The sequence below is a fragment of the Patescibacteria group bacterium genome (assembly GCA_027858235.1).
Taxonomy (GTDB): Bacteria; Patescibacteriota; Patescibacteriia; order Patescibacteriales; family BM507; genus BM507.
This window is the reverse complement of sequence record JAQIDC010000054.1, coordinates 1-2,995: the sequence shown is the minus strand read 5'-3', so window position 1 is coordinate 2,995 and position 2,995 is coordinate 1. Positions and strand designations below refer to the sequence as shown.

Below are 2,995 nucleotides of genomic sequence, written 5' to 3'. Positions count from 1 at the left end.
AACACAGAACCATCATCATCCGAACCAGAAGAACCGCCTGTGAAAAGCAAAATATTTGTTCTCGGAACCCATCCTCCCTCTTCTATTCCCCTCTCTTGCCTGTCCGCCTCCGGAGGAAGAGGGGTGTCTGTGTCAGCAGACGGGGTGTGTTCCTGCTCAAGCACAAATTCTTCACTCTCAAGACCAAGAACTTTTGGCAAACCGACAATAACTTCATTAGTTTCAGCTACTCCTTCTTTAATTAAAGATACTGTTTTTTCTCCTACTCCAACACTAAAATCAAATGTCTTTTCAATTCCAGCCCCAGCAAGCAAACTAGCCTCACCCATACTTTCAAGTGTTCCGATACTCCCTTCTTTAACAATTTCAGATGTACTTCTAATTCCAACATCAAAAGCAATTCCACTGTAATAACTAACATCGACAGCACCTAAAAAAACTCCTCTTATGTTTGAAATAGCGCTATCTCTGGTCGCGAGATAAGTATCTCCCCAGACGTAATTTCTACTTTTCCAAATTGCAGAAGGAAGCGAAACTATCTTGTTTGAAACTTTATCCCAAAATGATAATTTTTCATTTTCTTCATCAATCTTTTCAAATTCATCCATAAACCAATCAATGGTAGAAGCGGAATATGTAACTGTTTTTGGGTGCAATTCTTGCCAATAGTATTTGTAAACGAAATCTATTAATTCACATTTTTTTCCTTCACCTGCCTTTTTAATGTGGCAAACAATATGATCGTCTTTTACTCCATAAGTGTGAATTTTACCATCAGCTTCTTCTCTTGTCGTAAAATCAGTTAATATAATATTATTATCAATTCTATCATTACTATAAAAATTATCTATAGTATACTTTGCAAATTCATCAAAAATATTTCCAATTTCTTTTTTCGAATATTTCGCGTCGACAAATGGATATTTAGCATATTCTTCAGTAGCAAGTTCAAGTCCATCAGGCTCCCATGGTGGATGAGGATCAACTCGTACATGAGCTGGTGTACCCATATCTTGAACTAAATGCAAAATATGACCAATACCCTCAAAGGCTCTTTTGGTGTTCCCCTCTCGATAATTATCAAGGATTGTTGAAACACTATAATCACCAGTTTCGCTATTTTGTTTAAAAGCCCATTCCTTTGCAGTTGAGAAAGTCGCACCAAGGACCTCTAAACTTTGATTATTGTAGGGATTATAAAAATGGTTGAGATAACGAGGATCTATGTCTTCGTTTTCGGCTCCTTTTAATATTGAAGCGGATTGTTTAGAAGTGATTTTCCCTTCGTTGCCACTACGTAAATAGAGTTTTATCGCTTCATTGGTGATTCCAGGATGAACTATAGTATTGTTATATGCCAGAACGAAATTAATATTTACAAAAAATAATAATATAATTGTAAATAAATATTTTTGCATAATTATATTGAATCAATTTCCCAAAGTGCAGTTCTTTGATTTAGTTTAAAATTAATACTAAATGGCTCCTTGTCACCTTCTTTGTAATAATAATAACCTTTTTGAAAATTTTCCATATCATCATATATTTCTAATTGTGAGTATAACGGTAGTTCCGTATAATTTTTTATCCGTTCAAGATCATTAAATGCTTCAATGTAATATTCCCTATCCCTCTCTCGAATATACCCCAAAGCCACATCAATTTCTCCACTCAAAAGTGCTTCTCGGAATTTTGTATAGACTTCTTCGGTAGTGTTTATCGGCTCTTTTAGAGGTGCGTACTGTGGTGGTAATATTTGACTCAATTGTTCAGGGGTGTACCAATGTCCCTGAAACTTCACTAACTCACCATTTTGTATTTTACGATATGTTGTAATAAAAAAAGCGGCATATGCCACAATCAGGATAAGTACAATAATTTTTACCCACAAAAAAATCCTCCTTTTAACTTCTTTTTGCATAAATTTTTTTCTAATTTAATATTAATGAAATTATAACATTTTAAAGAGCAAGCGACAAGTCTTTTTAACCACAAATTATAAAAACACATAAATCGGAGATATCCGATACCTCCGATTTACTCTAAAGTATACATTTTCTTGTCTTGCTTAATTGTTTTAGAATTTTTTACTACATCATTTAAATAACTGCAATATACTTCTATGCTTGAGAAGTTTTTCAAAATATATTTATTAAACATTCTAGCTTTCCCAGCCAAGGCAATATTATAATTCGAATAATTATATTCCCCTGCTTTACATATTCTATGAATTTCAGAATTACCAAGAATATATGCCGAAAGATATAATAAATAATCTTCATTGTCTACTGTGACGCTCTTATATTTGCCCTGAAAAAGAGAACCAGATCTTTTATTTTTTATATTAAAGCGATTCGTATAACCTATGCTAACTTTCTGCATAAACTTAGAGATACCTCCATTAATAGATTCTCTTACGAGAAGATGGAAATGATTAGGCAATAAAGAATAAGCTATAATCTCGACCAATTTTTTGGAGTCTTCCTTTATCTCTTCATTCTTATTTTGATTATAGTGATATAAACTTCCAATTGCTTCCAGCTGATTGACACTCGAAATTAATTCCAAAAAGTGAACATAGTCAGGATGGTTTTCAAAAACAATCCTCTTGTCAACTCCTCTGTTATAAATATGATAATAATTTCCCTTCATTTTTTTATATATTTTTGCTAATCGGAGGTATCCGATACCTCCGATTAGCTATTATTTAAAATTGCTTTATTCCATGAAGCTATAAACTGGTTTCGAAACCAGAAAGAGGGAAAGTGTTTAGTGATATCAAACGAGCACGCAGCATGCTAGTCAAAGCGCTGCCAGATATGTTTCATTATTTAGATGATTTAAATATACCGAAAACCACGAATGGACTGGAAGAGTATTTTTCAAGACTTAAACAAAATTACCGAAATCACCGCGGACTAAAACCTGAGAAAAGAGCAAATTATTTTAAGTGGTTTTTTGTTTTAAAGTCAAAATAGCACACATCTGTGACTAA

The 2,995-nt window shown here is 33.2% G+C and carries 3 protein-coding genes; all 3 read right to left on the bottom strand.

Annotated elements, in window-relative coordinates; all coding sequences use genetic code 11:
• On the bottom strand, positions 1-1,418 hold a 1,418-nt coding region (locus PF572_04690; protein ID MDA3840361.1), incomplete at its 3' end, for a hypothetical protein.
• A 2-nt stretch (positions 1,419-1,420) separates the two neighbouring features.
• A complete protein-coding gene (locus tag PF572_04685; GenBank protein ID MDA3840360.1) occupies positions 1,421-1,921 on the bottom strand; it encodes a hypothetical protein in 501 nt (166 codons plus the stop codon).
• Between the two features lie 116 nt (positions 1,922-2,037).
• A complete protein-coding gene (locus tag PF572_04680) occupies positions 2,038-2,652 on the bottom strand; it encodes a transposase (GenBank protein MDA3840359.1) in 615 nt (204 codons plus the stop codon).
• Between the last annotated feature and the right edge of the window lie 343 nt (positions 2,653-2,995).